The sequence below is a fragment of the Desulfurellaceae bacterium genome (genome assembly GCA_021296095.1).
Lineage (GTDB): Bacteria > Desulfobacterota > Binatia > Bin18 > Bin18 > JAAXHF01.
In genome coordinates this window covers 2889-24594 of the sequence record JAGWBB010000046.1, presented here as the reverse complement: position 1 = coordinate 24594, position 21706 = coordinate 2889, and the positions used below count along the sequence as shown (strand labels likewise).

Sequence of the window (21706 nt, the reverse complement as noted above, 5' to 3'; positions counted from 1 at the left end):
GTACACGGCAGCTGGTAGTGAAGTCCGAATTTCATGCGCGTCCCTCCTCGCGAGCCGAACTCCTACCCTGGGTCGGCCTCCCCGTTTTCGCCGATCCAGGCGGGGTTTGCAAGGCCGAGCCGACCGTTCTCGACAAGCGCCGGCCGTGGCACTATGCTGCACGCCCGAGCAGCGAGGTCAGGCGTGGACACAGACGAGCTTATTCTGAACGGACGAGCCTGGGTGGTGGCGGGCGGTGCCTCGGCCGCAGATCTCCTCAGCCGACTGGCCGAGGCCGCGCCGGCCGAGGACACCATCCTGCTGGCGACCAGCCCGGTCGGAGACGGTCCCAACGCAGCCCGGGCAGCCGAGGCTCTACAAGGCCAGGGCATACAGGCGGTTATTGCCCCGCGTTTTGCCTGGTCGTTTTTCCGGGTCTGCCTCACTATCGGCCTGCCCCCGCTGACTCTGTGGGAGGCGGCCGAGATTCGGGCCCACGACCGCCTCCGCATTGATGTCAACGACCTCATCGTCAAAGACCTCAGCTCCGGGACGCGCTACCCGATTCGCGACCTGTCGGACCTGTATATTGACATCCTCAGCTGCGGTGGGAGCGACGGCTATGTGCGGGCACTGCGGGCGGCGCGCTCAGACTCGGACTGAAACCCCGGCCCGACCTTCTCTTCATCCGCGTGGTACCGGTTCCCGCCCTTTTCTCCGTCCCGGCCGCTTGGTAACATGGCCGCGGTTGGAGGCGTGTCGGTGCGACGGATTCGAGACTTACGCAAATACGGTCTGCCGGACAGTCTGCTGGAGATTTGGGAACACCAACAGGGCGAGTTTCTGCTGCCCGTCCAAGAGGTCGCGGTCCAGCGTTACGGGCTGTTTGAGGGCCAGAGCCTGATCATTTCGTCCCCCACCTCTTCGGGCAAAACTTTTGTCGGCGAGATGGCCGCCATGCGGGCCACCTTTGCCGGTAAACGGGTCTTGTACCTGACCCCGCTGCGCGCCCTGGCCGAAGAGAAATACCAGACCTTCTGTGACCGCTATGGGTCGTACGGGGTCAAGGTTGCGGTTGCCACCCGCGACCGTCACGAGTTTGACCGGGCGATTGAACAGGGCGACTATCATCTGGCCGTTCTGGTGTATGAAAAGCTGTCTCAGCTCCTGGTTCGTCACCCCCACCTGCTGCGCGGCGTTGCCCTGGTCGTGGTCGACGAGCTGCAAATGCTGGGCGATACCGAACGTGGGGCGGGTCTGGAGCTGAGTCTGGCCAAACTCCTGGGCTGTGAGCCGCGCCCGCAGCTGTTGGGGTTGTCCGCAGTCTTGCGCGAGGCCGAACCCATCGCCGAGTGGCTGGACGCCGATCTGTTGCTGCAAGACGAACGGCCGGTCGAACTGTACCGCGGCGTCCTGCTGAACGGCAACTTTCGCTACAAAGCCTATAATACCGGCGAAGAGGGGCAGGAGCGCTTTGTTGACACCGAGAGTGAGGATCCGACCGAGGTCTTATTGGCCACCGTCGCCCATCTGGTGCAGCAAGACGAGCAGCTCCTGATCTTCCTCAAAGCCAAGCGGGACACCGTGCAGTGCGCCTTGGCCCTGGCCAACAGCGCCCATCTGCCGCCCGCCCAGACAGCCCTGGCCGAGCTTGACGGCTGTGAAGAAACCGCTCTCAAAGCTCAGCTCACAACGGCGTTTGGCGGTGGGGTGGCGTTTCATCACGCGGATCTCACGTCCGAGGAACGCCGGGTGGTCGAGGCCGCCTATCGACGCGGAGAACTGCGGGTGATCGCCTGTACCACCACCCTGGCTTTTGGCGTCAACCTGCCGGCATCGACCGTGTTTGTCGAGCCGATGAAGTGGGCGACCGACGAGCGGACGGGCACGCCTATCGAGATGCCGGTGTCGTGGGCCGAGTACGAAAATATTTCCGGACGCGCCGGGCGTCTGGGCTTTCGAGAAGAGTTCGGTCGCTCCATCCTCATTGCGGTCAACCAGTTTCAGGCCGACCTGCTGTGGAACGGCTACATCCAGGGCGAACAGGAACAGTTTGCCCTGGCTCCCGGCCAAGCCGGTTTTGCCGACCGGGTGCTGAACGTAATCGCTTCCAAGCTTTGCTCCACGCGTGATGAAGTGGCGGCCTTCTTTGCACTGACCTATATGGGTTTTCTGCGGCGTGGCGCCAAACTGTCCCAGACCGATGAGACCACCCGCGAGATCGACACCATTCTCGACAGTCTGGTCCAAGCCCAGCTGCTCCACCGCAGCGAGGACGGCCGTCTGGAAGCCTCAAGCCTGGGAGAAGTGGCCGCCCGGCGCGGCATTCAGGCCGCAACAGCGGTCAAGCTGGCCCGCTTTTTCAGCCAGGCCCGAGACCGGGCCGTACCCGAGCTAGAGCTGCTGCATCTGTTCAGCCTGACCGCGGACGGCAAACGGCTGTACGTTCCGCTGTCCACGGTCGAACACCGCAGCCGGATGTATGAAAGCATGCTGAACGAGCGGCTGCCCGAAGACGGCCAGCCACCCGGCGAGGAACTCGGGCGGCTGCTGCACGCCAGCATGCTGCCGACCAGCAAAGAGGTCCGTTCGGCCAAGCTGTCCCTGCTCCTGAGCGAATGGATCAAGGGCGACGCCCTCTCCGGCCTGGAAAGTCGCTATCAGTGTTACGCCGGGACGATCAAAGCCCTGACGGACGAAATCAGTTGGCTGGCCGATGCGGCCAACGAGGTGGCCGAGGTGATGGGCTGGACCGCAGCCCATCACCTCAAAGACTTGGCCGATTGTGTGCGTTTCGGCGTCGGGCCGGACGGCTTGGCCCTGGCCCGCGCCCAGCTGCCCGGCCTTGACCGGGAAGCGCTGCGCAGCCTGGTGGCGGCCGGCTTTGACTCGCCCGCAGCCGTCCGAGAAGCATCCCCGGAAATCCTGGCCGTCTACCTGTCCCCCAGCCAGATTGAGACCCTGCGCGCCGCAGGTTGAGCCGGTCAGCCGCAGGCGAGCCATGGCATTCCCACGGAAGGCGTTCCGTTCATGACCAACCGCATCGCTCCCGAGAGTCTGGCCCTGGCCCTCGAAACCCTGGCCCTGGAAGAGGTCGCGCCCGGGCAAATCGGGCGTCTCAGACACGCTCTGAGCCAGGCCGTCACCGACACCGCAGGCGATCTGCGTCATAACGCGTGGCTCGTCGCCCGACGCTCTCGGCACGGCAGCCTGAGTCTTTTCGTGTCCGAGGATGGACCGCCCCACCAGCCGCTGCGCTTGGCAACGTTTGACCGCCACGGACGCCTGTTGCTCCTCCTCAGCTGGCGGGGCGAGGGGAGTCAGCGAGCACTCCAGCGCTTTAAGGTGCGCGGACTTGACGGCCGTTTCTTGGGTGTCAGCACCGCCACAGCGTCCCATCTCGGTTGGGGCATTTCGGACTGCGTGTGGACCCTGGACGGTGAGGTCGGCTTTCGTCAGCAGCGTTTCCTGACCCTTTTTCGGGCGGTGAACTACACCGATGTGGCGGCGATTCCACCCCTCGACGACCCCGGCATCCTGCCGACCGGAGCCGGGTCAAGCCTGCTCAACGTCTTGTCGCTGCTGAGCCAGGATCAGGGCAAGCGGATCCTCCGCTACCGTGGCCCCTACCCCAGCGAACGCTTGTTCGGGACGCTGCGCGAAGCCTTTCATAGCGGTGGAGAAGCCGGCAGCACCCGCGAGCGCTTCACCCGTGGAGCCCAAGAGGCGGCTCTGCGCATGGAGATGCGCGAGGCTGAGGTCGATTGGACGCCCGCTCCTCACGAGTACTTCTTCCCTGCGGCTCACACCTGTATCCAGCTGCGCAACGGAATTGAGAAGGTGTATGACCGGGGCCGGGTCTACTACCATCCCGTCCTGTCGGTCAACGCCCACGCCTTGCGAACGGAACATAGCGAGGACGGCCAGGTACGCCATATCGCCAGCCTGACGCTGCTCGGCCAGTCGGTCGAAGACCACCTCGTCCTGAGCGTCGAGGGCACGATCCTGGCCCGTCCCCTGCCGCCCCGGCGCTGGCATGTCCGAGAGCCGGCCCGGCTGTCAGACGAGTGGAAAGCCGTCCTGGTCCGTCTGATTGCGGCCGAGAGCGCCCCGGCTCTCCAGCCCGAGCTGTGGCCGGTCATCGACGACATGGCGCTGACCTGGGGGACGGTTGAGGGCGAACTCTGGGAAGAGACAAAAACCGCGTTTGTGCTCCACGCGGGCATGGTCGCCGTCTATCGCGAGGCGATTGCCGAAGCACGGAGCGCGGGCCATGCCCTGTTGCTGGCCGCCCGCTTCACCTCTGAACTGGCCCGGCTCATTGGTCCCCTGGTCCGGATACGCGCCCAGGCCCGCCTCGCCCAGCGCTCTCTGGAAGACCAGCAGGTGGCGCTCTTTTTTCAGACGCCGGCCGACTCGGGTTTATCGGACGACGAGCTACGCACGATTCTGTCGCGTCTGGCACTCGGGGAGAACCTGCCGGTGGTGAGTGCCGAGTAAGGGCATTATCGTTCGCCGTCCGGAGGAACCGCTCAGCCCAGACACGTCCTGACAATCTCGACCGTCTGGCAGTGGGCCTCGACAATCACATTGATATCCCGCGCATAGCCGCCCCCGAAGGTCACCACAAGCGGCAGGCCGGCCTGACGGGCGAAGCGGGCCACCAGCCGGTCCCGCTCTCCAAGCCCGGGCATGCTGAGATCAAGCCGACCAAAACGATCGCCAGCCAAGACATCGACACCGGCCTGGTAGAAAATCAGCTCGGGCTCGCAGCGTTCCAGAAGGCGGTCCAGGGCCGCACGGAGGCGGTCGAGGTAGGGCTCATCGGTGGTGTGGTCGGGCAGGGCAATATCCCACGAGCTGTGCTCTTTGCGGGCCGGGTAATTGTTTGCGGCATGCATGGAAAAGGTGAACACGTCCGGGTCGGTCTGACACAGCGCCGCGGTGCCGTTGCCCTGGTGAACATCGAGGTCGATAATCAGAAAACGTCGGGCTACGCCCTCGTGCCGCAGCCGTCGCAGGCTGATGACCATATCGTGAAAAATGCAGTAGCCCTCGCCGTGGTCGGCAAACGCGTGGTGGGTGCCGCCGGCTAAATTCACCCCCAGTCCCTCGGACAGGGCGACGCGGCTCGCCGCCAGAGTGCCGCCAATCACCACAAAGGCGCGCCGAACCAGGGCCGCGGACCAGGGCAGACCGAGCCGCAGCATGGCCCGGCGGTCGAGCCTCCCGCTGCAAAAGGCGTGGACATATTCCGGGGTGTGCACCCGCAGAATGTCGTCTCGTTCTATCGGCTGAGGCGCACAGATTTCGTCCCGGGTGAGCACCTTGTCGGCCAGCAGACGTTCCGGCACCAGACGGTACTTGTCCATCGGATACGAGTGACGCCCCAGCGGAACGGTGTAGCCGGCAGAACTGAAAGCACGCATCCCGAGTCTCCAATCGTGCGGTCTGAGCCTTCCCCCCTTAGCCCAGCCGCACCGAGAAGTAAAGAAAACGGCACCGCAGGCGGGCGTGGGCCAGACAGTTGAGTCGGGCTGACAAACTCGCTAGGCTGAGACTTGAGTCACTCTCTTGCGAGCAGGCAATGCGAATTACGGTACTCGGCTCGGGCGATGCCTTTAACAGCGGCGGTCGACGTCACAGCGGCTATCTTGTTGAATCTGGCCGCACGGGCTTCCTGCTCGACTGTGGAGCAACGACCCTGCTGGCGCTGAAAGATTTGAAGATCCCGGCCGAGCGCATAGATTTTATCGCCATCAGCCACATGCACGGCGATCATTTCGGCGGTCTGCCTTTTTTTTTCCTGGAGAGTTTGTACCAGCAACCCCGCTCCCGCCCGCTCGTCATTACCGGCCCGCCCAATCTGCAAACCCGCGTCGAATCGCTCTATCGGGCGATGTTTGGGGAGCTGGCCGAGCGCCCGCTGACCTTCCCCATCGTGTACCGGGAACTCAGGGCCGACTGTAGTGCGGATGTGGATAGAGTCGAGCTCACGCCCTTTGTCGTTCCTCACCTGGAGAAAGAGACCTGCTTCGGCTATCGGGTGCGCCTGGACGGGAAGACCCTTCTGTACTCGGGCGACTGTGGCTGGAACGAAAACCTGGGCCACTACTCCCAAGGCACCGACGTCTTTATCTGTGAGTGCTGCTATTTTGACTCACTAACGCCTTTTCACCTGAGCTATCCGCAACTGCTGCGGGAACGCGACCGCCTGGGCTGCAAGCGCTTGGTCCTCAGCCATCTCGGACGCGAGGTTCTCGCCCACCAGAAGGAAATACGCTTCGAGTGTGCCCACGACGGTTGTGTGCTCGAAGTGTAGATCACACGGTGTTCGGCGCTGTCTGGTGTGCGACGGGAAGAAGGAGCGGGCGAGTGGAGCCGAGCAGGATCGAACTGCCGACCTCTTGACTGCCAGTCAAGCGCTCTCCCAGCTGAGCTACGGCCCCACGAAGGTCAGGCGATAGTGCCACTTTCCGTCTTGGGAGTCAACTCCGTCTAGCCCGGTCCGCCCGCCAGACCAATCGGCCCCTCTCCGACTTCGACGAAGCCGATAAGCCCGTACTGGGGATGGTCGTTCTTCACGCTGAAAATGGCGAGGTAGTCACCCTGTCCACTCCGGCCAAACAGCGAGACGTAGAAGCGCAGCCCGTTGGGAGTAACCAGAATCCCGTTTGGTTGGTCATACACCGTGCGGTAGCGATATCTCCTGACATAGGGCGTATCCAGATTGGCCCGTGTTGCGGCATCAATGATCGACACCGTATCGTCGAGCGAGTTGGTCACAAACGCCTTACGGCCATCGGGAGAAAACGTGACCTTCTGCGGCACGAGTCCGATGCGGCCCTCGTCTTCTTCTCTGGTCAGCGTCGCCACCACGCGGTTCGTGCGCGTATCAATAATCGACACGGTGTTATCGTCCTGTTGCGAGTTCACGACATACACTTCTCTACCACCGGGGCGAACCGCAACCCCGTTGGGCTCCTCGCCGACGGCGATCGTGGTCAGCTGCTCATTTGTCGCCAGATCAATGACCGAGACGGTTCCATCCCCGGAGTTGGTGACATACGCCCGGGTGCCGGCGGCATTGATGGCGATCTCTTGCGGTTCGCTCCCGACCCGTATGTGTGTCTCAATGGTGTGTGAGTCCGTATTGATCACGCTGACCCGATTCTGGCCCGCGTTGACCGCGTAGGCATATCTCCCATCGGGCCTGAAAGCCAGTCCGACAGGATCATGGCCAACGTCAATCGTTGGGAGGTCGGAGGCGGGGTCGGTGAGGGCGGTGAGATCGGTGAGATCGAGGACCGACACCGTCCCGTCGCCAAAGTTGGTCACATACGCAAGCGTTTGGGTCGGGCTGACGGCTATGCTTCGGGGATTGTCGCCGACCTGTATAGTGCCGACCTCTTCATGGGTCGCGGCACTCACCAAGGAAACGCTGTCGTCTCCGCTATTGGCGACCAAGACCGGCATGCCCCCCGTGCATTGGTTCAGGTCCAGATTACACTGCTCAGTACAGCTCAGATCTCCGCCGTCAAATCCCAAGCTCTGGCACGTTTGCCCACCGAAGGTCTGACCGTCACACTCTTCGTTGGATTCGATATTCCCATTGCCGCATTCGCCCTGCACGACAAAACACTGGCAGCTCTGCCGCCAGACAAAACTGGCGTTGATCTCGCGACTGAGCTGGCTGGCTTTATCTCGGATCTCCACCTGCTCGATGGATACGGTGTCATCAAAGATGTCAACTTCGGCGTTCGTCATATCGAACCGGTCCAGAAACTCCGAATTGCCCAGTCTCACGGTCTCCACGTTGCGGCTCAGGGTGTGAGAACTTCCGCTCGTATCCTCGACCGTCAACGCAAAGGTGTGCGAGCCGCTAGGCAGAATATTAAAGTTGGTGACGAGTCCAAACCCGCTCTCTGCCGCCCACGGCCGCTCGGGAAAAGACGCCTGGACATCTCCGCGCGAAGCACCCCACGGCACCGGCATGGGCGCGTTGTCGTCAATCGTGAGCACAACACTGTTCAAAGTAGCGGCGGAGACGTTGGCAAAGGCCCAGCCCGACACCAGACCGATCCCGCCGACAAAATCTCCGAACGGGTTTTCAAAGACGGCCGAAAAAGGCGCGCTATCAACGACAATCAACTGGCCGTCGGACGCGACTGCGATGTCAACCGGCACCCGCAGTTCAGGGCCGTCGCCGGTCTCCGGCCCGGAGATGATGCGGCGCTCACCGCTGCGTGGATCGACGCGGAGCACGGTCCGGGCGCCCTCATCCACGACGGCCAGCCGGCCGTCCGGCTCAATCGCCAGGGCTCGGACCCGCTGGAAAGCGGGTCCGTCGCCGGTCCCCGCACCCGACACAATCGCCCGGCTCCCGTTTGTCGGATCAACCCGCACGATCGCGTTGAGGCCGACATCGACAACAAACAGCTGGCCGTCGGCCGCAACATCAATGTCAACCGGAGTCATCCAGCCCTCATCTGAGATAATCGTCCGCTCTTCAGTCCTCCGATCAAGGCGGACAATCGCCCGCAGGCCGGCATCGGCCACCACGACCCGGCAATCATCTTCCGTGCAGCTGCTCTCAACCGCGATACCAAACGGGTCCTTGAGGTCCACCTGTTCGGGCTCGTCCTCAAACTCTCTGTTCGAGATGATCGTCCGGCTGCCGTTCAGTTCATAGACACCCGAGCGGCCGGAGTCTGCAATCACAAGCGTTCGGTCCAAGCCCGATTCCTGGGGATAGGCGGCAACCCCATTCGGCCGTACCAGGCTTGACCCGGAGCCGGCGAAGGCCTGACGCCGGCCCGTGACAGGATCGACCCGGATCAGCGCCTCGCGGCCAGCATCGGTCACCGCAATCTGGCCGTTCGGCTCAATCGTGAGCCCTTGGGGGATGAGCCAGGTCGGCCCCGGATCGGTCAGTGTTTCGTCGCCTTCGGTCTCGGCACCGCTCAGGTCTTGTCTGGTCGGGGTATGTACGTCGGACAGAATTGTTCGATTGCCGCTATTCGGATCAATCCGAATGATGGCCGGGTGCTGCACCCGGTCGGGCTCCACAGTCAGCTCTTCGGCACTCACCTGCACGGGCTCCACAACCGGGTCCTCGGCACGCATCTCGACAGCCTCAAGACTCGCACTGAGGGCAGCGGCCGTAGATGCGATGGGCTCGTTCTCGTTGCGCGCGGCGACAATGCCCAGCGCCTGGAGGTTCTCCTGCCATGCCAAACGGAGTTCAATCTCCTCAGACTCGGTGCTGCCTGTCTCCCGGACGATCACTCCGGTGATGAAGATTTCTTGTTTGTCTTCGCTCAGTTCGGCATCGGCCCGGTCCAGATCGAGTGAGCCGAGAAACTCAAACCCACCGGGCTTGACGGTTTCAATCCTCTGCGCTCGTGTCTCGCGCGCGCCGGTTGCATCCTCAAATTCAATGGTCAGGGTATGGGCGCCTTTTTCGAGCAGACCGGCGTTAAAGACCTGGCCGAACCCACTGTTCAGAGCTTGGGGGTAATCGGGATGCCCGTTCGCTACATCGGCTCGCTCGACACAGCACGGCACCTCGATGGCCTCACCGTCATCGATCCATAACCGGACGCTGACCGGCTCAGCAGACTCGGTCGAAAACGCCCAGCCGGATATCACACGTATACCGCTGAGAACCTGGCCCGAGGCCGGGTTTTCAAGGGCAAATTTGATATCGGCCAGGCTGCTGGCAGGCATAAGGCACAGCAGCAGCCCGCTCCAGAACAATGCACCAATACTTCTCCACAGGATGTGTTTCATACCCATTCCGACCAGCTGTCTCTTACTCCCGCTCTCCCTGCGACACCCGAAAACCCGTCTCCGTTTTCGTGACTGAAACGGCCACTACGCACAGCCCGGCGGCATCTGCCTGTCGAACGACCGCAGGTTTATCCACCATCAGGGTTTTCTCGGCTTCAATGGCAAGCACACGCGCCTCAACGGCCCGCATCTCTTGGATCGTCTCCGGTCCAACCGTCGGCACATCGAAGCGCAGGTCTTGGTGCGGCTTGCTGACCTTGACAATGACCAGCCCGGCTCCGGCCAGTTTCCCGCCGCGCCGAATGGCGGCATTTGTGCCCTCCAAGCCCTCAACGGCAAACACCGTGCCGCGCTTGACCACCACGCTCTGCCCGATGTCCCAGCGTCCGATTTCCTTGGCCACCTCAACCCCCAGCCGGATGTCCTGCCACTGCCGTTCATCCGGAGCGATCTGGGTGAACACCCCCGGCTGGGGAACCAGGTCGGGCAGCAAACGGGTGGACTCGACCACCCTGATACCCTCTCCCTCCAGCTCTTGGGCAATGCCGCGCAGGATCACATCGTCCTTCAGACTCGGCAGCCGGCTGATAAACGCCAGACCGCGCGCGTCGGGCTGAATATGACTCAGGGCACCGGATTTGTGGATCCCACCGGCCATAACAGCCTGCGTCACACCGGCGGTCTTGAAGATGTCGATGATCTTGCCCAGCTCGCCAACCCGAACCCAGCTGACCTCGGACACCAGATCGTTCAGCGTCTCCAGGGTCTCGCCGTGGTGGGCGACCGCCACAAGGTCGAGCCCCTGGGCACGTGCGGCCTCAACAAAGAGCAGGGGGAAGCGGCCGTTACCGGCGATCAGCCCGAATCGAGACATCCTGTCTGCAATCTGTGTGCGAGCCCGCCGGACCCTAGTCGGCAGCCCCATCGGCGTCGGCAGACGCCCCACTCCGCGGCCGACACACACCGCGCTGAGAGTGCGAGATGAACTCCACGAGGTGAGCGACCTCGGGACCGTCGCCATACTCCTGACTGACGCGGGCCAGAGCCTGTTTGAACGGCTCTCCCTCGCTGAACAAGGCCCGGTAGGATTTTTTCAGAGTTTCGAGCTGGGCGGTCGTAAAACCGCGCCGTTTGAGCCCGATCAGATTCAGGCCGAACAGGTTGGCCCGGTCGCCCTGGGCCATACAGTACGGCGGGACATCGAGAGAGACCATGGCTCCTGCGCCGATTATCGCGGATTCGCCGATCCGGGCGAATTGATGGATACCGGCCAGCGCGCCGATCACCGCAAAGTCTTCAATCGTGACATGGCCGCCCAGGTTGGCGCTATTGGCCATGACAATATGGCTGCCCAGCGCGCAATCGTGGGCGACGTGCGAGTAGACCATGAACAGATTATGGTCGCCGACCCGGGTGATCATGCCGCCTCCGGTGGTGCCGGGCTGGAGGGTGGCAAACTCCCGAACGGTATTGTGGTCGCCAATAATCAACTGGCTGTCTTCGCCGGCGTACTTTTTGTCCTGGGGAACCGCTCCGACGCTGGCAAACTGAAAAATATGGTTGTGCTGCCCGATTGCGGTCCGCCCTTCAATGACGGCATGGGGACCAACCTGGGTTTCTCGTCCGATCCGAACATGCGGCCCAATGACCGTATACGGCCCGATCTGGACTCCGCTGTCGAGTTCGGCGCCCGGTGCGACGACTGCTGAGGGATGGATGTGGGTGGCTGCCGTCATGATCGCTCCCTACCCGTCCGCGTGTCTGGTGTACGGCTGTCGGGCGGGTCCGTCTCGGCAAGCGTAAATTCCAGTTCAGCCGCCAGCGTGTCGGCCACCGAGGCGGTGCCATGCATCTTCCAGAACTTTTTTCGCCGGTGGACGGTCTCAGCCTCCAGGCGGAGCTGATCACCCGGAGTGACTTGACGCCGAAAGCGGACCTTGTCCAGCGCCGTCAGTAGCGCATACTGGGGACGGCGACCCTCTTCCGGCGCGGACGAACAGACGAGAATGCCTCCGGCCTGGACAACGGCCTCACACAGCAGGACGCCGGGCATGACCGGATAGCCGGGGAAATGGCCGGGGAAGAAAGGTTCGTTGATGGTCACGTTTTTGAGCGCCACAATCCGTTCGGCAGCGACGATCTCCACGACTCGATCAACGAGCAGGAAAGGGTAACGGTGGGGCAGCAAGGCCGCAAGGGTATCCATACCGGCGGGAAGTGGAGCGCAAGACACACGCTAGCGTATCAGCTGCGCAATCTTCGTTCCTCTCTTGTTGTAGGCGGCAATCACCGCTTGGGTCAGATCGATGGTTTGGGCACCGTACAAGACGACCGTGTTGTTGCCTTCCAGGATCAGCGTGAAGTCACCCTGCTGGCCCATGTCGTGGATGATGTGGCGCAACTCAACCAGAATGCGGCCGGTCAGCTCGCGGTCTCGTATTTCGAGTTCCTTTTTGGAGTCTTCGTACAGACGCTGAAATTCACGGATTTCGACCCGATACTGACGTGCCAACTCGGTCCGCTCCTCGGGTCTCAGTAACTGGGCCTTCTTCTCCAGGTCGTCCTTGAGCGTCTCGACCTTTTTCTTGCGTTCCTCAAGTCGGGTCTCCATGCGGTTCATTTCGGCGCTGAACGCCTGCTGGGCTTTCTTGCCGGCGCTCGACTCGGTGAGCGCCAGCTGGAGATCCACATAGCCAATCTTCACCCCCTGGGCAGCGACCGGAACGGACAGCCACACCAGGCTCAGGACGCTGAGCAGGACTCCCCTACCAATACGGCGCATCGCTGTTCTCCACCGTCCGCTCGCAGCAACAGGCCTAGAACAGCGAATCGAAACGGTTGCCGCCACCAGTCTGGCCGATCCCGCCAAAACCACCGAAAGAAAAGTGAATGCTGCTGGTGCGCTCATCATTCTTGGCGTTCAGCGGTCTGCCCAACTCAATGCGGATCGGACCAAATGGCGATTTCCAGCGGACTCCCGCTCCCACAGAATAGCGGAGATCTCCAAGATCGATGCCTTGGGCATTGGTAAACGCATTCCCGATGTCGTTAAACAGCACCCCCTTGAGGTTAAGAGCCGGGACGATCGGAACGATGATTTCATTGTTAATAATCAGCTGGTGGCTGCCCCCGATGGGACGACGGTAGGTGCGCGCTTTTCGCCCATCCGGCGAGCCACCGTCAGTGACCACGACCACCGTTTCTTCACGAGGACCGAGGCTGCGCTCGCCAAAGCCCCGGATCGAGTTGATGCCACCCGGGAAGTAGCGATCAAACAGGGGCACATCATCCTTGAGAATACGCTTGCGGTGGGTCGCAATGTGACGATTTTCGGTAAAATCGACATCACCTATGCCATAGCCAAAAACGCCACCGGTCATCAGGGTCACCTCGCCAAAGCGGCGGCCGCGCCAGATGGGCAGAAAGTAGCGCGCCTCAAGCTCAAGCTTGGTGTAATCGGCGCTCCCACCAGGGCCGGCAAAGGTGAAGGAAACCTGCTGCAGCGAGCCGGCTGTGGGCTCGAAGGCGTGGTTCATGGTATTGCGCATGAGCACCGGCGAGATCAGGGAGGCCGTGTTCGCCCCCCGTTCGGCGCGAACCGCGTCCGGCGTAATCGGATCGAAGTTGCTGATCCGTGAGCGTTCCCACTGGTACTGGAAACCAACCTCGACATCGTTGAGAGAGTAGCCCCAGAGCGAACGATAGCCCAACGCAGTCAACGGATAGAACAGCCGAAAGCCACCGCCGGTTCCCGAGCGGTCAAAGTCCTCGAAGATGAACCGCCAGTCAAACAGCTCCAGCCCGAGCCGCAGGTAGGTATCCATGAAGTATGGGTCCATGAAATTCACCTGCGTATTCCGATAGCGGGTGCCGATGCTACCCCCGACAATCAGACGCTGGCCCCGCCCCATGAGGTTGTTTTCCTGGATCCGGGCGTTGCCGACCACACTGGTTGAGGAGTTGAAGCCGGCGCCAATGCTGAACGAACCAGTCTGGGCTTCCTTGACGTCGACCAGCACGTTCAGCAGGTCTTTGCGTTTGCCCCGCTGGGTGGTGAGATTCACATCTTCAAACAGCCCCAGGCGTTTTACCTGGTCTCGGCTGAACTGGAGTGACGAGGCGGCGAACAGACTTTGCTCAACGATCGACAGCTCACGGCGAATGACCTTGTCCCGCGTCTTGCGGTTGCCGGCAATAGCGATCTGGTCGATGTAGACCTCGGGGCCTTTATTCACCCGGTATGAGACGTTCACCAGCTTCTCGTCGGGCTGGACATCGGTTTCCGGCTCGATGTTGACAAAAGCGTAGCCCTGATCGCTGAAATACCCGGTCAGGTTAAAGACGTCGTCCCGCAGCACGCTGGCCTTGAAGGTCCGCTTTGAGCGCAGGGTCAAGACCCGTTTTGCCGCAGCCTCACCGCCCACCACATCACCCACGACCCGCACTTCACCGACCTTATACTTGGGTCCCTCCTCAAGGCGGATAGTCACCACCAGGCCGTCTTCGCCACGGGTCACCTGCGGCTCGTCAATACGGACGTTGATATAGCCATTATCGTAGTACCAGGCTGTCAGGCGCTCGACATCGGTCTTGAGAGCTTCGTTGCTCAGCACCCCAAACGGCAGAAAACGGGACAGCCAGTTCTTCTTTTTGGTCTGCATGAAGCCGGCCAGGATCTTGTCGGAAAAGGCTTGATTGCCCTCAAACACCAGGTCAACCACGCTGGTTTGGGTGTTTTCGGAAATCGTAAAAGAGACGATCGTTTCGCCGTTGACCGTCGATTCGGTCCGGTACGAGATATCCGTATCCAGATGGCCTTTTTTCTCGTATAGAGCCTTGGCGTCAAGAATCCCGCGGCGGATTCTGACCGGATTCAGAATGGTGCGCGGATGAATTTTCAGCTCGGTCAGGATTTCTTCCTGGGTGACTTTCTTATTCCCCTCAACCCGGACCTGCCGGATCAGCGGGCGTTCGCGCACCCAGTAGGTCAGCACGCTGCGGCCGTCGTCCTCGGTCAGCTGCGCCTCGACATTCTTGAAGAAACCCATCTCGTAGATGGATCGAATATCGGCATCAACCGTCTCATGATCGAGCGGCTGGCCGGCTCGGGATGAGAGACGGATGCGAATAGCCTCGGTATCGACCTGCTCGTTGCCGCCGATCGCCACTTCGCTCAGCAGCGTCGCTTGAGCAGAGTTGGTCGGTGCCGAAGCCTCAGCCGGGTCGGACGCCTGGTCCGGCACCGGAGTCTGCCCCCGCACCTGACCGGGTAGACCGAGCAGAACCAAGCCGAGGACCAAGATCAGCCATCGGGTGCCGGTTGTTCGAGATATTCCCCGCATTGGCGCGTCTTTCCCCACCGGCCTCCCCTAACAAAATCTCCTCAGATTGTAAAGCCGCTCAGCCCAGCCGAGGGCCGGCCGAGACCGCGTCTGTCTCCACCCGAGCCTGGATCTCACGTAGCCGGCCCGCCTCGAGCCGTAGCGTCCGATCCATGCTGGTGGCCACTTTGTCGTTATGGGTCACAACCACCATGGTGATGTTCATGGCCTGATTGAGCTTGAGCAGCAACTGCAGCACGCCCTCCCCGGTCCCAGGGTCAAGATTGCCCGTCGGCTCGTCAGCCAGCACCACACGCGGACGCAGCACCAGCGCCCGCGCCACGGCAACCCGTTGCTGTTCGCCCCCGGACAGCTCTCCAGGTCGATGGGTCAGTCGATCTGTGAGCCCGACCTGCTCCAGAATCTCAACAGCCCGCCGCTTGGCCTCAGCGCGCGACAGCCGGGCGATCAGTCCGGGTAGCATGACGTTCTCAACAGCGTTGAAATCGGGCAACAAGTGGTGGAACTGGAAAATGAACCCGATTTCCCGGTTGCGCAGCCCGGCCAGCTCCTCGCTCGGTAGGGTAAACACGTCGTGGCCATCCAGCCACACCTTGCCTGTGCTGGGCCGATCAAGCGTCCCCAGAATATGCAGCAAGGTCGTTTTGCCAACCCCGGACTCACCAATGATGGCAATACGCTCAGCCCGCCGGATGTCGAGGTCCAACTCCGAGAAGACCTGGATCGCCTGCCCTTCTTCGCCGTAGCGTTTGCTGAGCCGCTCGGCTCGAATCAAAATCTGCGCCACGCCACTTCTCCTCCCCGTCTGGTGCTCAGGCCGGTCGCCATTCATTCGTAGCGGATGACTTCAACCGGCGCCAAACGGGCCGCCTGACGGGCGGGGTAGATCGTAGCGCCCAGGCAGATCGCCACAGAGGCCAGGCCAACGATCAGGAAATTGTGGACGGACATCTTGATCGGTACGGTCGAAACGTACCACACGTCGGGTGGCAGTTCGATGAACTCGTAGCGCTGGAGCAACCAGCACAGGAGGAAACCGCTCAGCGTCCCTAAGAACGTACCGATCAGCCCAATAACCAGCCCTTTGTAGATAAAAATCCGGCCGATTGCCGCATCCGAAGCGCCCATGGATTTCAGCAGCGCAATGTCCTTGCGTTTTTCCATGACAACCATGATCAGGGTCGCAATGATGTTGAACGCGGCCACCAGGACGATGAGCAAAATCACGATCGAATACACGAACTTTTCAAGGCTCAGGGCGGTAAACAGGTTACGGTTGATTTCGGTCCAGTCGCGGGCTTTGTAGGGAAAGCCGAGCAGTTCCTCAATCTGCCGGGCAATCGGCTGCGCGTTGTAGACTTCCTGGAGACGAATTTCGAGCCCAGACACCTGTCGGTCAAGCTTGAAGAACTGCTGGGCATCCTGGAGAGCCATGTAGAGCAGGCCACTGTCATACTCGACCATGCCGGAATCAAACAGCCCGACCACCACGAAGCGTTTGAGGCGAGGCGCCATGCCGAGCGGTCCCGGCGTCCCGCCAAGAGGAGAGATCAGGGTGATGGGATCACCGATCAGCAGACCGAGCTGATCGGCCAACTCCTCACCGATCACAATCCCTGCCAGCTCAACGCTGCGTTGGCCCGTGCCATTGCCAAGGAGCACGAGTTGCTTTTGGCCGAGCTGGGCGAGACTCCCCTCTTTGATGTGGTCGGCGATATTGACCACCGCACTGGCCAGGGCCGGTTCGACCCCGCGCACCACCACCCCGGACACACCCCGTGGCGAGCTGACCATCACCTGGCCGTACAGAAAGGGCGCAGCCGCGGCGATCCCCGGCACCTGTCGGACCTGTTCCGCCACCTGCTCATAGGCGTCCAAGGGGCCATTCAGGCTGGACAGCAGGATATGAGGATTAAAGCCCAGAATCCGACTCCGCAAATCTTCTTCAAATCCGGTCATGATGGCCAGGGTGACATTCAGCACCATCACCCCGATCAAGACTCCGAGAGTAGATATCGTGGTAATCAGGGAAATGAAAATCTCACGCCGCTTGGCGCGCAGATAGCGAAAACTGATGAAGAGTTCGTAGTGCACCGAGGAAACTCGCTCCTATGCCCATCTGGACGAGCCTTAAACGATGCCGAACAAGGAGTCAAGCATAGCAGTTAAAGGAGAGGATTTATTCATACTTACCCTGAATTATTCATGTTTATCCTGAAGAATGAAAAAAATCTCATGCAAAGCTTGAAATGTGTGACGATGTCCGCTATAAGGGTAGTGGATGTGGTGGTGGATGTGGTGGTGGATAGAGCAGTTGGTGCTTTCGCCGCTACACGGTTGGTACTTCTAACGCTGCTGGTTCATTTCAGCTCGTGGACGGCGAAACGACGGAGCGCGATGTGGGTCGCGCTCCCGCCAACTGCTCTTGACCAAGAGAATCTCTCTCCCCTATACAGTATCCTCTTCAAGCAGGTTTAGTCTTCAACAATTTCCACCCAATGCTCGGTGTGTGGAACAACCTCACCGAGCACGACTGCGGCCGGGCTTCCGGCATTCTCAAGCGCCTGCACACAGGCGTTCGCCTCAGATTCGGGTATGGCCATGAGTAGACCGCCCGAGGTTTGTGGATCAAAGGCAAGCTCGGCAAGCTGGGCGGTAAGTCCTGGCGACACCCGGACTTTATCGGCCAGATAACTGCGATTGCGCTTGCAGCCACCAGTCAGATACCCCTCTGAGGCCAGGCGCAGCGCGCCCGGCAAGACTGGGAATTGGGCAGCGCGCAGCCGGAGGCTGACTCCACTGCCGTGGGCCATCTCATAGCCGTGGCCCATCAGACTGAATCCGGTTATATCGGTGCATGCGTGGACCGTGTAGCGGGCCATGACGTGGCTGGCGGTGCGGTTCAGTCTCGCCATCGAATCAACCGCTGCCGTGTATTCCGTATCGTGCCGATCCCGGAGACGGCCGCGTTTCAGCGCGGTGGTGATAATGCCCGTACCCAGCGGTTTGGTCAGGATCAGCACATCGCCCACCTGAGCGCCGACATTGCGCACCACACGTTGAGGATGCACTACCCCGGTCACGGCCAAACCGTATTTAATCTCCTCATCGGCAACCGAATGTCCGCCGACCAGCGCCGCTCCAGCCTCCCGCACTTTTGCCGCTCCTCCGTGCAGAATGTCGGCCAGTACGGTCTTATCGACCCCATCCTGGGGAAAACAGACGATATTCAGTGCCGTTTTCGGCTCACCGCCCATGGCGTAGACATCGCTGAGCGAGTTAGCGGCTGAAATGAGCCCGTAGGTGTACGGGTCGTCCACTACCGGGGTAAAAAAATCGACCGTATTGATGACGGCCAAGTCATCGCTCAGGCGAAACACGCCAGCGTCATCAGAGGTTTCCACGCCAACCAGCAGATCGGGGTGCTGCTCGCGGGGCAGCTCGCTCAGGACATGTGCCAGGTCCGCCGGACCCAATTTCCCCGCTCAACCCGCGGCTTTCACTTTTTCGGTCAGGCGGATTCTCGAACGTTGATCCTCGGTCCGCTGGGGTGTGGTACGCATAGTGTCCTTTATACTGAAGGTCTTGCCGGGATTGTCTCGGCTTTGCGCAGTTTCCGAATATCGCCAACCCGTAGCGTCAGCCCGGTCCGGTCGAAGTACTCCAGCAAGGGGATGGTCGTCTTCCGACTGATTCTCAACGCATCCCGAAATGTTGCGGCTGATATTTCCCCATGAGCGGTGAGGTGTTCGACCAGGACAGACCGGGCTTGGTCTACGCGCTTTTGACTCAAGTAGAGGTCGGTGGCGACCTTCACCAGCTTGTGTTGGGACTCCAAAATGCCCAGCAGGTCAAGAAACTGCTTGCGCGGGACGGCCAGCGTGGTCTCCAGGTCCTTGACCTCCGGGGGCGTAAAACCACCCTCGGCCACCAGCCGCTCCAGGCGGGCGCTCAGCTCCTGTTCTGCCTCGCTCAGCTCCACGCGGTGCGAGGGCAGGCGGAGTGTGCTCTGCTCGCGCACCACGGAGCGCTCGGCGACCAATTTGTCCGTCACCGCCCGAAAAATTTTCGGTGCAAAGGCAAGCTGACTGCGCAGTGACTCCAGCTCCATGCCCTGGGCCAGGGGCGTGCGGGCATGAAAGTCAGTCAGCACACGATCCACCGTGGCGGTCAGCCGCTGCCACTTGCTGAGCGTCGCGTACGCCTCGGGATGATCGGCGTCCGGCAGGGGCAGAATCTCCGCATCTTGGACCAGGAGCGGCGCAACTTCTTTTTCCTGCGCGTTCACGCCCTGATAAATGTCCTCAAGCGAGACGGCAAACTCGGGCTGTATTTCAATATAGGCGCGACAGGCTTGGAGCAGGTCGGGCGTCCGCAGTAGGGCCAGCCGCTCTTGGAGGCCGCCCTGCCCCGCCGCCCGGGCCTTGAGGCGGCGGTGACGGGTGGCAAAGGGGTTGACCACCTCGCCACCCCCCAGCGTAGCCTGGGCGGTGTGATTACGGACGATGAAGCGGTCGCCACGCAGGGCAACGAGCGGCTCCTCGACAACGATCTGGGCAAAGGCGGTCGAGCGGGGCGCGAGGCTATCCTGACCGTTCAGCAGAATGATTTTTCCCAGCACCTCGGCTGTCCCGACGTGCACCCGGATACGCTCATGATTGATGACCTCGCGCTTGACCCCGGGTCGAATCTCAACCCAGGCGTCAAACCGTTGCGTTGTGCGGCCGAGCTTGGGATGACACACGACATGACCCCGGGTGATCGCGCTTTTTTCCAAACCGACCAGATTGAGTGCTACGCGCTGGCCCCAGTTGGCCTGGGAGACCGTTTGACCGTGGACCTGCATGGAGCGCACCCGGGTTTCTTCTCCACCGGGCAGGAGTCTGACGGTGGCTCCGCTCTGGACACTGCCGGCTGTGGCCGTACCCGTCACCACCACCCCGTGGCCCTTCATCACAAACGCCCGGTCCACAGGCAAACGGAAATAGCCCGGCAGGGACGGCCGCTCGTAGTCCGCCAGCCGAGCGGCGATGGCGCTGCGGAGTTCGGCAATGCCATCGCCAGTCACGGCGGAAACCGCCACAATCGGAGCGCCTTCCAGGGTGGTATCGAGGGTCAGAATTTCGATCTCTTCACGCACATCGGCCAGGCGCTCGGCATCAACGAGATCGGCCTTGGTCATCACGAAGATCCCATTTGTGAGACCCAGCAGATGCAAAAAATCCAGGTGCTCTTCACTCTGGGGCATGACGCCGTCATCCGCAGCCACGGTGAACAAGACTAGATCAATACCGTGCGCCCCGGCCAGCATATTGCGGATAAAACGCTCATGGCCGGGCACGTCGACAATCCCGGCCCGCTCGCCATCGGGCAGATCCAGATAGGCAAATCCCAACTCAATCGAGATACCGCGTTCCTGTTCCTCCTGGAGGCGGTCCGTGTCGTGGCCGGTCAGGGCCTTAATCAGCGCCGTTTTGCCGTGATCAATGTGGCCGGCAGTACCAATAATGTGCGGCATGGAGTCACTCCCGCGCGGGCAAGCGGCATTCTGACAAAAAGGATGGGAAAAAGGAAGCCATCCGGGAGAAAAGACCGGCGTCGGCCGGAAAGAAGACTTATAATACAGATAGTTTGCTTACTAATGCGAGGTATGGTATCCGATGCGAAGTTTCAGAGACGCAGGAGGGTCCTATGTTGCAGACGTTTCACAAGGACAACACAGGCTTTACCCTGATCGAACTGCTCGTCGTCATCACCATCATCGGCATCCTGGCCGCCTTCGCCGTCCCGCAGTTCGCCAGCTATCGTCGCAGCGCGTATTGTTCGCGGGTCGAGTCGGATGTGAGCAACACCATGCTCGCCCTCGAAGCCTATTACGCGGCCAATAGCGAGTACACCACGGATCTGAGCCTGCTGGGAATCTCGGCCAGCGACGGCGTCAATCTGTTCATCGACACCAGCGGGCTTATCACCGTCACCGGCACCGACCTCCAACCCGACGGCTCGGATTGCCCCAAGGGCAACAGTTACGTCCTGGCCCAGGGCGGGCAGCCCGAGTGGCAATAGCCGGCCTGGCAGAATTATGGCCCAGCCCTGAGGTTGAGCCGGGCTGCGGACAAGAGTCGCAGCTCGGGAGCTCACTGCCCAATCTTGTCGGCCAGAAAGGGCGCGACCCGGTCGAGGCTGATGCGCTCCTGCTGCAGCGAGTCACGGTGGCGCACGGTCACGGTCTGATCGGTCAGCGTCTCCCCGTCGATGGTGAAACAGTACGGGGTGCCGGCCTCGTCCATGCGCGCGTAGCGCTTACCGATGCTCTGTTTGGCGTCGAACTGGACGGCGTACTTGGGCCGCAGCTCGTGGTACAGCTTGTCGGCCAGCTCGGGCATGCCGGCTTTGTTGACCAGCGGAAAGACGGCCGCCTTGAGCGGGGCCAGCCGCGGGTGGAACCTCATGTAGACCTTGCTGGGCCGCTGCTCATCCGGGGTGTAGGCTTCACACAGCGCGGCCAAGGTCCCCCGGTCAGCCCCGGCGCTGGGCTCGATGACGTGCGGGAAATAGCGCTCGTTGCGGTCCGCGTCGAAGTAGCGCAGCTT

17 protein-coding genes and 1 tRNA gene are annotated in these 21706 nt (G+C 61.4%); 5 read left to right on the top strand and 13 right to left on the bottom strand.

The window, feature by feature from the left end; genetic code table 11:
* The first annotated feature begins 183 nt into the window (after window positions 1-183).
* The 3 genes from J4F42_12500 (at window position 184) to J4F42_12490 (ending at window position 4479) form a co-directional block, all read left to right on the top strand.
* The gene (locus J4F42_12500) at window positions 184-642 is read left to right on the top strand and encodes a hypothetical protein (protein ID MCE2486328.1); all 459 of its coding nucleotides are present in this window, start codon (window positions 184-186) and stop codon (window positions 640-642) included.
* 99 nt (window positions 643-741) lie between these two features.
* Window positions 742-2958: a DEAD/DEAH box helicase gene (locus J4F42_12495; GenBank protein ID MCE2486327.1), complete on the top strand. Its 2217-nt coding sequence runs from the start codon at window positions 742-744 to the stop codon at window positions 2956-2958.
* A gap of 51 nt (window positions 2959-3009) precedes the next feature.
* Window positions 3010-4479, top strand: coding sequence for a hypothetical protein (locus tag J4F42_12490; GenBank protein ID MCE2486326.1), 1470 nt, complete (start codon window positions 3010-3012; stop codon window positions 4477-4479).
* A gap of 32 nt (window positions 4480-4511) precedes the next feature.
* On the opposite strand, the gene J4F42_12485 is transcribed toward J4F42_12490, so the two are convergent.
* Window positions 4512-5408 carry a histone deacetylase gene (locus tag J4F42_12485; protein MCE2486325.1) on the bottom strand — a complete coding sequence of 299 codons (897 nt, stop codon included), beginning with the start codon at window positions 5406-5408 and terminating at the stop codon, window positions 4512-4514.
* A gap of 158 nt (window positions 5409-5566) precedes the next feature.
* Between J4F42_12485 and J4F42_12480 the strand changes: the two genes are divergently transcribed.
* A complete protein-coding gene (locus J4F42_12480; GenBank protein MCE2486324.1) occupies window positions 5567-6301 on the top strand; it encodes an MBL fold metallo-hydrolase in 735 nt (244 codons plus the stop codon).
* A 54-nt stretch (window positions 6302-6355) separates the two neighbouring features.
* Here J4F42_12480 and J4F42_12475 read toward each other — a convergent pair.
* From J4F42_12475 to selB, 11 genes are all read right to left on the bottom strand, one after another.
* A tRNA-Ala gene (locus J4F42_12475) sits at window positions 6356-6428 on the bottom strand.
* Between the two features lie 49 nt (window positions 6429-6477).
* A complete protein-coding gene (locus J4F42_12470; GenBank protein MCE2486323.1) occupies window positions 6478-9708 on the bottom strand; it encodes a beta-propeller fold lactonase family protein in 3231 nt (1076 codons plus the stop codon).
* A gap of 85 nt (window positions 9709-9793) precedes the next feature.
* Entirely contained in the window at window positions 9794-10645 is an 852-nt protein-coding gene (gene lpxI / locus J4F42_12465) for a UDP-2,3-diacylglucosamine diphosphatase LpxI (GenBank protein MCE2486322.1), read from the bottom strand.
* A 34-nt stretch (window positions 10646-10679) separates the two neighbouring features.
* Window positions 10680-11507, bottom strand: a complete 828-nt coding sequence (lpxA, locus tag J4F42_12460) for an acyl-ACP--UDP-N-acetylglucosamine O-acyltransferase (GenBank protein ID MCE2486321.1) — start codon at window positions 11505-11507, stop codon at window positions 10680-10682.
* Window positions 11504-11977 carry a 3-hydroxyacyl-ACP dehydratase FabZ gene (gene fabZ, locus J4F42_12455; GenBank protein ID MCE2486320.1) on the bottom strand — a complete coding sequence of 158 codons (474 nt, stop codon included), beginning with the start codon at window positions 11975-11977 and terminating at the stop codon, window positions 11504-11506. Before fabZ ends, lpxA begins: the two co-directional genes overlap by 4 nt.
* Before the next feature lie 30 nt (window positions 11978-12007).
* On the bottom strand, window positions 12008-12553 hold the full coding sequence (locus J4F42_12450) for an OmpH family outer membrane protein (protein MCE2486319.1): 546 nt from the start codon (window positions 12551-12553) through the stop codon (window positions 12008-12010).
* Between the two features lie 34 nt (window positions 12554-12587).
* Window positions 12588-15113: an outer membrane protein assembly factor BamA gene (gene bamA / locus J4F42_12445; GenBank protein MCE2486318.1), complete on the bottom strand. Its 2526-nt coding sequence runs from the start codon at window positions 15111-15113 to the stop codon at window positions 12588-12590.
* 58 nt (window positions 15114-15171) lie between these two features.
* Window positions 15172-15900 carry an ATP-binding cassette domain-containing protein gene (locus J4F42_12440; GenBank protein MCE2486317.1) on the bottom strand — a complete coding sequence of 243 codons (729 nt, stop codon included), beginning with the start codon at window positions 15898-15900 and terminating at the stop codon, window positions 15172-15174.
* Between the two features lie 41 nt (window positions 15901-15941).
* Window positions 15942-17207: a lipoprotein-releasing ABC transporter permease subunit gene (locus J4F42_12435; GenBank protein MCE2486316.1), complete on the bottom strand. Its 1266-nt coding sequence runs from the start codon at window positions 17205-17207 to the stop codon at window positions 15942-15944.
* Window positions 17208-17587: 380 nt separating this feature from the next.
* The gene (gene selD / locus J4F42_12430; GenBank protein MCE2486315.1) at window positions 17588-18589 is read right to left on the bottom strand and encodes a selenide, water dikinase SelD; all 1002 of its coding nucleotides are present in this window, start codon (window positions 18587-18589) and stop codon (window positions 17588-17590) included.
* A 95-nt stretch (window positions 18590-18684) separates the two neighbouring features.
* Complete coding sequence (selB, locus tag J4F42_12425; GenBank protein MCE2486314.1) at window positions 18685-20631, bottom strand: selenocysteine-specific translation elongation factor; 1947 nt, start codon at window positions 20629-20631, stop codon at window positions 18685-18687.
* 176 nt (window positions 20632-20807) lie between these two features.
* On the opposite strand from selB, the gene J4F42_12420 reads away from it, so the two are divergent.
* Window positions 20808-21179, top strand: a complete 372-nt coding sequence (locus tag J4F42_12420; protein ID MCE2486313.1) for a type II secretion system protein — start codon at window positions 20808-20810, stop codon at window positions 21177-21179.
* Window positions 21180-21250: 71 nt separating this feature from the next.
* On the opposite strand, the gene J4F42_12415 is transcribed toward J4F42_12420, so the two are convergent.
* Window positions 21251-21706 (bottom strand): glycine--tRNA ligase (locus J4F42_12415; GenBank protein ID MCE2486312.1); only part of this gene is annotated, 456 nt, incomplete at its 5' end.

Coding starts and splice junctions, on each gene's coding strand:
- bamA (MCE2486318.1), bottom strand. CDS start 15,113: ATGCGGGGAATATCTCGAACAACCGGCACCCGATGGCTGATCTTGGTC.
- J4F42_12480 (MCE2486324.1), top strand. CDS start 5,567: ATGCGAATTACGGTACTCGGCTCGGGCGATGCCTTTAACAGCGGCGGT.
- J4F42_12490 (MCE2486326.1), top strand. CDS start 3,010: ATGACCAACCGCATCGCTCCCGAGAGTCTGGCCCTGGCCCTCGAAACC.
- J4F42_12470 (MCE2486323.1), bottom strand. CDS start 9,708: ATGCCTGCCAGCAGCCTGGCCGATATCAAATTTGCCCTTGAAAACCCG.
- fabZ (MCE2486320.1), bottom strand. CDS start 11,977: ATGGATACCCTTGCGGCCTTGCTGCCCCACCGTTACCCTTTCCTGCTC.
- selB (MCE2486314.1), bottom strand. CDS start 20,631: ATGCCGCACATTATTGGTACTGCCGGCCACATTGATCACGGCAAAACG.
- J4F42_12450 (MCE2486319.1), bottom strand. CDS start 12,553: ATGCGCCGTATTGGTAGGGGAGTCCTGCTCAGCGTCCTGAGCCTGGTG.
- lpxI (MCE2486322.1), bottom strand. CDS start 10,645: ATGTCTCGATTCGGGCTGATCGCCGGTAACGGCCGCTTCCCCCTGCTC.
- J4F42_12485 (MCE2486325.1), bottom strand. CDS start 5,408: ATGCGTGCTTTCAGTTCTGCCGGCTACACCGTTCCGCTGGGGCGTCAC.
- lpxA (MCE2486321.1), bottom strand. CDS start 11,507: ATGACGGCAGCCACCCACATCCATCCCTCAGCAGTCGTCGCACCGGGC.